The organism is Rhodococcus sp. no. 34 (assembly GCF_054589475.1).
In genome coordinates this window covers 277013-284102 of the sequence record NZ_BAAILK010000026.1, presented here as the reverse complement: position 1 = coordinate 284102, position 7090 = coordinate 277013, and the positions used below count along the sequence as shown (strand labels likewise).

7 protein-coding genes are annotated in these 7090 nt (G+C 63.6%); 3 read left to right on the top strand and 4 right to left on the bottom strand.

Translation table 11 applies throughout. From position 1 onward, the window contains the following. Window positions 1-1369: ABC transporter ATP-binding protein (locus tag ACYP01_RS10355; RefSeq protein WP_459679818.1), on the top strand; the 1369-nt coding region annotated here is incomplete at its 5' end. A 44-nt stretch (window positions 1370-1413) separates the two neighbouring features. Here ACYP01_RS10355 and ACYP01_RS10350 read toward each other — a convergent pair. After that, window positions 1414-2349: a methionyl-tRNA formyltransferase gene (locus ACYP01_RS10350; protein WP_459679816.1), complete on the bottom strand. Its 936-nt coding sequence runs from the start codon at window positions 2347-2349 to the stop codon at window positions 1414-1416. A gap of 110 nt (window positions 2350-2459) precedes the next feature. On the opposite strand from ACYP01_RS10350, the gene ACYP01_RS10345 reads away from it, so the two are divergent. Further along, window positions 2460-3263, top strand: a complete 804-nt coding sequence (locus ACYP01_RS10345) for an alpha/beta fold hydrolase (RefSeq protein WP_459679814.1) — start codon at window positions 2460-2462, stop codon at window positions 3261-3263. A 59-nt stretch (window positions 3264-3322) separates the two neighbouring features. On the opposite strand, the gene ACYP01_RS10340 is transcribed toward ACYP01_RS10345, so the two are convergent. The 3 genes from ACYP01_RS10340 to ACYP01_RS10330 all read right to left on the bottom strand — a co-directional run bounded on the left by ACYP01_RS10340 (window position 3323) and on the right by ACYP01_RS10330 (window position 6344). After that, a complete protein-coding gene (locus tag ACYP01_RS10340) occupies window positions 3323-3592 on the bottom strand; it encodes a metal-sensitive transcriptional regulator (RefSeq protein ID WP_007734349.1) in 270 nt (89 codons plus the stop codon). Between the two features lie 90 nt (window positions 3593-3682). Beyond that, window positions 3683-4093 carry a DUF302 domain-containing protein gene (locus ACYP01_RS10335; protein WP_003945447.1) on the bottom strand — a complete coding sequence of 137 codons (411 nt, stop codon included), beginning with the start codon at window positions 4091-4093 and terminating at the stop codon, window positions 3683-3685. 103 nt (window positions 4094-4196) lie between these two features. Continuing rightward, a complete protein-coding gene (locus ACYP01_RS10330; protein ID WP_459679809.1) occupies window positions 4197-6344 on the bottom strand; it encodes an MMPL family transporter in 2148 nt (715 codons plus the stop codon). A gap of 143 nt (window positions 6345-6487) precedes the next feature. Here ACYP01_RS10330 and ACYP01_RS10325 point away from each other — a divergent pair, with 143 nt between their 5' ends. Next, window positions 6488-7072: a class I SAM-dependent methyltransferase gene (locus ACYP01_RS10325; protein WP_459679807.1), complete on the top strand. Its 585-nt coding sequence runs from the start codon at window positions 6488-6490 to the stop codon at window positions 7070-7072. Window positions 7073-7090 lie beyond the last annotated feature (18 nt).

Sequence of the window (7090 nt, the reverse complement as noted above, 5' to 3'; positions counted from 1 at the left end):
GCTCTCGCGTGTCGGCGACGACGTGTCGGTGATCGCCAAGGCCGTGTCCGACGTGGTTCCCGGCATGATCGCGGCGGTTCTGCTCGTGGCTCTGAGCATGGTGACCATGCTCGGACTCGACTGGCGACTCGGTCTGGCCGGAATGGTCGCGCTGCCGATGTACGCGCTGGCGCTCAAGTGGTACCTGCCACGCTCGGCTCCTGTTTACGCAGCCGAGCGGGTAGCGATGGGCGCTCGTTCACAAGCGCTGATCAGCAGTCTCCAGGGTGCGAAGACGGTCCGCGCGTACAGCCTCGAGAAGGAACACCTCGGGCAGATCGATGCGGCGTCGGCAAAAGCGCGCGATCTGGCAGTCGGAGTGTTCGGCCTGTTCACGAGGTTCGCCGGTCGAGGTAACCGCGCCGAATTCGTGGGCCTGTCCATGATTCTCGTCGTCGGATTCCTGCTGGTCCGTGAGGACGTCGTGACAGTCGGCCAGACGACGACTGCTGCCCTGCTGTTCCACCGCCTGTTCAACCCGATCGGCTCGCTGCTCTACACCTTCGACGAAGTGCAGTCGGCCGGCGCCAGCCTCGCGCGACTGGTCGGCGTCGTCGAGATCGAGGAAACGGAGCCTTCGACGGATGCAGGTTCCGTTCCGGCCGACGGTTCGCTGCGTCTGGATGACATTCGGCACAGCTACGACGGCGGTCATGAGGTTCTCCACGGAGTGAGCCTCACACTGCGAGCGGGGGAGCGCGTGGCGCTCGTCGGTTCGACCGGAGCCGGAAAGACGACGCTCGCGGCGATCGCTGCCGGTTCGATCACTCCGACGTCGGGCCGGGTGTCGATCGGCGGTGTCCCGCTTGCCGACCTCGACGACCTACGACGCCACATCGCGATCGTGAGTCAGGAGGTCCATGTCTTTGCCGGACCCCTGATCGAGGATCTGAGATTGGCGGCTCCCGAATCCTCGGACGAGGACGTTGCCGCGGCACTGCGGACGGTCGGCGCGTACGAGTGGGTGGAGGCTCTCGACGAGGGAATGCTGACCGTCGTCGGCGAAGGCGGACACGAGATGACAGCGGCGCAGGCGCAGCAGTTGGCTTTGGCGAGACTGGTGTTGGCCGATCCCGCCGTCGCCGTACTGGACGAGGCAACAGCGGAGGCGGGCAGCGCCGGAGCGCGGGAACTGGAAGTGACTGCCGACGCCGCTACGGAGGGCCGCACCACTCTGGTTGTCGCACACCGGCTTACGCAGGCTGCGGGCGCCGACCGAGTGATCGTGCTCGAACACGGACAGATCGTAGAAGAAGGCCCGCACCGCGAACTGGTGTCCGCGGGCGGGCGTTACGCACAACTGTGGGCGGCCTGGGAAGGTCGCGACTGAGGGGTTTGTACTGGGTTTTGTACTGAGGGGGTCTGATCCGGCGATCAGGTGAGGTACCCGCCGCCGTGGGGGAAGAACTCGGCGGCGGTGTACTCGCTGCCGTCGTCGAGTCGGACGCGCTCGATCCGCAGTCCCTTGTTCTTGCCCGACCACGCGTCGGGGCCCGCGACGATCACCATGCCGTCGTCTTCCTGGATGAACACTCGGCCGGGGGTTCCGCCGTAGTGCCCGCGTGAGACGGACGCCTTCAGGATGCGGATGCGCTGGCCCTTGAACTCGGCGAAAGCGTTGGGGTACGGATCGGACTGTGCCCGGACGAAACGCTCGATGACCTCGGCGGGCCAGGACCAGTCGACGTGGCTGTCCTGCGGTGCGCGCTTGTGGAAGAACGTGGCCTGCGATCGGTCCTGCGCCGTCCAGTCGGTACGGCCGGACGCGATCAGATCCAGGGCGTCGAGTGTGATGGGGCCGATCATGTCGATCGTGCGGTGGAACAGATCGGTGACGGTGTCGGTCGGGCCGACCGTCGTCGAACGCTGCAGCACGATGTCGCCCGCATCGAGTTCCTCGTCCATCAGGTGCGCCGTGAGCCCGACTTCTTCTTCGCCGTTGATCAGAGCCCAGATGAGCGGGGAGAATCCCGTGTACTTGGGCAGCAGCGAATCGTGGATGTTGAGGGTGCCGTACTTGGGTGCGTCGAAGACCTCCGCAGGCAACCAGGTACGCCAGTTGTTGGCGACGATGATGTCGGGAGCTGCTTCGGCCAGCGCGGCTTTGAAGGCGTCGTCAGGCTTGTTCGCCACGTGAACGGGTACACCGTTCTCGGCCGCCAGATCTGCAACCGAGTCCGCCCACATCTGTTCGTAGACGTGTTCGCTCTTCGGGTGTGTGATTGCCAGCACGACCTCGTGATCGGAGTCGATCAAGGCCTGCAGGGTACGGTGGCCCCAGGTTTGGTATCCGAGCGTAGCGACTCTCAACGGGGGTCCTCCTGGACGAGCATGGGCTGGGGTTGCGGTCACACGACCGCCCATCAGCTTAGGCTATCCAACCAAAATTGTTGATCACACGTACGAGGAGGAAGGCTGACATGACGGTCGCCACAATCAACGGAATCCCCATCAATTACCAGGTCAAGGGTGATGGAGATCTGGTGGTGCTCATCATGGGGACCGGCAGCCCCGGCCGCGTCTGGGATCTGCACCAGACCCCGGCGCTGGTGGCCGCCGGCTACCGAGTCTGCACCTTCGACAACCGCGGAATCGCACCGTCCGGCGAGAGCCTCGGCGGCATCACGATGCCCGACATGGTCGCAGACACCGCCGGACTGATCGAGCACCTCGGTGGCGGTCCGGCCCATGTCATCGGCACCTCGATGGGCTCCCGGGTGGCGCAGGAACTGACGCTCGCCAGGCCCGATCTGGTTCGCAAAGCAGTGTTCCTCGCCGGCCACGCCCGGATGGATCATTTCCAGCAGGTCCTGACCGAGGGCGAGCGCCAGTTGTTCGACAGTGGCGTCGCTCTGCCGGCCAAGTACCGTGCCGCAGTGACCGCGGTGATGAACCTCTCGCCGGCCACGCTGGCAGACGATCACTCGGCGCGCGACTGGATGGATATCTTCGAGTTCACCGGCGGCGCAACGTCACCGGGTGTTCGCGCACAGCTCGGTATGGACCGCGCCTTCGATCGACGGGGTGCGTACAAGTCGATCATGCGCCCGTGCCTGTCCGTCGCTTTCGCCGACGACCGCATGATCCCGCCCTACCTCTCCCGCGAGGTGGCGGACTGCATCGCGACGGCGTCGTACGAAGAGATTCCCGACGCCGGGCACTACGGCTACCTCGAGCGTCCGGAGGCCGTGAACAAGGTGCTGATCGACTTCCTGGCGAAGTAGTTTTCCGCACGCGAGAAAGGGCCTGACCTGCTAACTGCAGGTCAGGCCCTTCTCATGTTTCAGGCCAGTGCCAGGAACAGCTTCTCGAGTTCGGCCTCGGTCATCGGTTCCTGACCTTCCGCGCTGTCACCGCTCAGGCATTCACGCAGCCCGGAAGCGACGATCTTGAACCCTGCTCGGTCCAGCGCCTTGGACACGGCGGCGAGTTGCGTGACGACGTCCTTGCAGTCGCGGCCGTTCTCGATCATCGAGATGACCCCGGCAAGTTGGCCGTGGGCACGACGCAGTCTGTTCAATACGAGCGCAATGCTCTCTTCGTCGCCGGTCATGGTGGCCCCTTCTCGAGTGTTCGTGCTGCGGTCAAGGGTACCCCTGGGGGCATGTCACTGCTTGATTCAGTGTTTGATCCGACTGCGGTGTCAGATCAGCGAGTCGACGGCCGCGCGCAACTTGACGGCTGCGTCGGCTGCCACGGACTCGAGGCCGGGTTCGCCGGAAACCTGAACCATGAGAGCAGGATTCATCGCTTCGACGAAGAACGAATTCTCGGTAGTCGTATCTTCGCGGACGACGACGTTGCACGGCAGCAGGAGGCCGATCTGACGATCCACCGAAACTGCCCGATGGGCCAACGGCGGGTTACAGGCACCCAGGATCAGGTACTTTTCCATGTCCTCGTCCAGCTTCGCCTTGAGTGTTGCCTGCATGTCGATCTCGGTCAGGATGCCGAAGCCCTGCTCGGCGAGAGCGCCACGCGTGCGGGTGACGACGTCGTCGAAGGTTCCGGTGACCTTGGTTGCGATCGCTATCGGTTCTGTGGGTGTTGTCATTGCGCACTCCTCGTCGTGGGCTGTCACTGTCGCCGGCTTTGATTTCTCTTGTCCCCATCATACCCCTGGGGGTATGAGTAGGACAGTGATGTCGGGTACACGATCAACCATGCGAGAAGCTGATGTTCGGCAGGACGCGACGCAGCCATGCCGGCGCCCACCAGGCTGCCCGGCCGGTGAGGCGTAGGAGAACGGGCAGCAGCACCAAGCGGACGAGCACTGCGTCCAGGAGGACAGCTACGCCGAGAATGATGCCCATTTCCTTGGGTGGCAAGGGATCTGCGAGCGCAAAAGTGAAGAAGACCGCAACCATCACCGCTGCTGCCGCCGCAATGACCCGACCTGAATGCGCGAGGCCGTCGATGTGTGCGATCGCGGGGTCGCCTGTGCGTTCGTAGTGCTCCTTGGCACTCGAAAGCAGGAACACGGTGTAGTCCATCGCGATCGCAAAGATCATGGCGAAGAAGAAGACCGGACCCCACCCGTTGAGAAACCCCTGGGGATCGAAGCCGAGCAGGCCTGCTCCGTGGCCGTCCTGGAAGATCAGCTTCGCGATTCCGAATGCGGCCCCAGTGGACAGCAGGCTGACCAGCGTGCCGATCAAGGCGATCAAAGGCGCCTGGAGGGCGATCAGCAGCAACAGGAATCCGAGCGTCAGAATCACGACCACGACGATGGGAAGGTAGTCGTCGAGTGCCTGCTGAAGGTCGAGATTTTCGGCCGGAGCGCCGCCGACGAGCGCCGATTCCGGCAGTTGCGACCGAAGGTCGGCGAGGACGGTTTCCATCGCAGGATCTGACGGGTCGACGGTGGGAACTGCTTGCAGCATAACAAGATCGGACCCGTCGGCAGCTTGTTGCGCTGGCGTGACCATGGCCACGCCGTCAACGCTCATGGTAAGACGTGAGGTGTCGGCTGCATCGTCGGCGGACGTGACGATCTGCAACATCCCCGGGGCGCCGTCCCCGAATTGCTGCTGCACCAGTTCATAGCCCTGGCGAACCGGGGCGTCCTCGGGAACCACGGCGATGGAGGGCATTGCCACCTTCAGTCCGAAGACCGGAACAACGAGTGCGATCAGGATGAGTAAGGCGCCGAAGCCGAATGGCCACGGGTGCTTGTGCAGCAATGATGCCCAACCTGCGAACATCGGGGAGCGGTGCTGCTGGCGCTTTGCATACGGTAGAGAACCGCCGTTGACCTTCGCGCCGATCCTGCCGAGCACGGCAGGCAACAGGGTGAGTGTTGCGGCGAGAACGAAGATCACAGCGAGCATGATTCCGACAGCCATCGTGCGTACGGCCGGGGCTGGAACGATGAGAACCGCAGACAAACTGACCAGAACTGTGAGGCCGGAAAGGACCACAGCCTTGCCGGCGGTGTCCATGGTTTGAGCCACGGCGGCCCTTGGATCCGGATCGGCTCGCAATGCATCCCGGAACCTGGCGACGAGGAAGAGTGCGTAGTCGATGCCCAGCGCGAGAGCGAACATCATCGCGAAGTTCATGGCCCACACGGAAATCGGCGTGATCTCGTTGAGGATTACAAGCCCACCCGCCGAAGCGACCAGGCCCGCAAGCGTCAGCAGTAGTGGTAGACCCGCGGCAACCAGGGAGCCGAAGGCCAACACCATGATCGCGAGAGTGACGGGCCACGACATCATTTCGGCTTTGATCATGGCTTCGTGATTGGCCTTGTTGAAATCGCTCCACAACGCCGACGCACCCGTCGGGTACACCTCGATCGTGTCGGTGGACAAGCCCGTGAGCTTCTTGCCGAGTTCGTCTACCGCGCTGACCATCTCGTCGGTACTCGCGTTGGCGCCCGCGACCATGACGCCGGTATGTCCGTCCGGGCTGATGGTCATACCGGGCTGCGGGGCGATCACTTCGCCGAAGCGAGGGTCCGCGGAAAAGATTTCCGTTGCCGCGGCCAGGGTTTGCTGCATCGACGGATCCGTGATGGGTAGAGAATCCGAGTGAACGACCACCTGTACTGCGGCGGAGGAATTTCCACCGAAATGCTGCTCGGCCAACTCGCGAACTTGCACGGATTCGGATCCGTTTGCCTGCCAACCCGCGCCGGCCAGAGAGGTGAACACGCTGGGTGCTGCGGCGCCGAGTGCGATCAACGCGATCAACCAGACGCCGACGACGAGGCGGGTGTGAGTCGCCATCGATCGACCGAGACGCGCAAGTATGCCGTCGGCTCGGGTGGGTGGGTCCGCGGTGACTGTTCTGGTCGCTGACATCTTCACTCCTGATACGGGTGGGGGTATTCCTGTCCGTCACCTGTATACCCCCAGGGGTATCGATCTGTCACATTCGAGGGTTCTCTATGCTGCTGGGGGCACCGTCCGATCTGAAACGGTGAAACGGATATGGGAGAGCAATCATGGACGCACGCGACTGGGACGAGCGATACCGAGCGGTGACGGAGCCATGGGGAGTCGACCCGGCGGGAACCGTCGCAACAAGAATTTCCGATCTGAGACCGGGCACCGCGATCGATCTGGCCTGCGGCGACGGCCGTCACGCGCGGTGGATGGCTGGGCAAGGTTGGTCGGTGACTGCGGTCGACTACTCGTCGGTGGCGATCGATCTGGCACGGGCGAGTGACGGGGACAAGGCTGTCGACTGGCAGGTCGGCGACGCGACCGAGTGGCAGCCGGAAGGGCTGGTCGACCTGGTGTTGGTCAGCTTTCTTCACCTCGAGGTCGACCATCTGGCCGCAACCTTGAAGCGCGTCGGGGAGTGGCTGACGCCCGGCGGACGGGTCCTCTATTTGGGGCATTCCATCGAGAACTTCCATCGTGGTGTGGGCGGTCCACCCGAACCGACCATTCTGCCCGGTATTTCCGATCTCGCTCGCGCTGCGGAGGGATCGAGGGTCTATGCCCTCGAACATGTCGTTCGGCCGCAAGACGGTAAGACAGCAATTGACGTTTTGATCGAATTCGGTCCGTGGGAACAGGTCTGACCAGGGCGGGAGCGCACC

Excerpts from the sequence above, each read along its gene's own strand:
- ACYP01_RS10340 (WP_007734349.1), bottom strand. The coding sequence starts at position 3,592 with ATGACCGGCGACGAAGAGAGCATTGCGCTCGTATTGAACAGACTGCGT.
- ACYP01_RS10330 (WP_459679809.1), bottom strand. The coding sequence starts at position 6,344 with ATGTCAGCGACCAGAACAGTCACCGCGGACCCACCCACCCGAGCCGAC.
- ACYP01_RS10345 (WP_459679814.1), top strand. The coding sequence starts at position 2,460 with ATGACGGTCGCCACAATCAACGGAATCCCCATCAATTACCAGGTCAAG.
- ACYP01_RS10335 (WP_003945447.1), bottom strand. The coding sequence starts at position 4,093 with ATGACAACACCCACAGAACCGATAGCGATCGCAACCAAGGTCACCGGA.
- ACYP01_RS10325 (WP_459679807.1), top strand. The coding sequence starts at position 6,488 with ATGGACGCACGCGACTGGGACGAGCGATACCGAGCGGTGACGGAGCCA.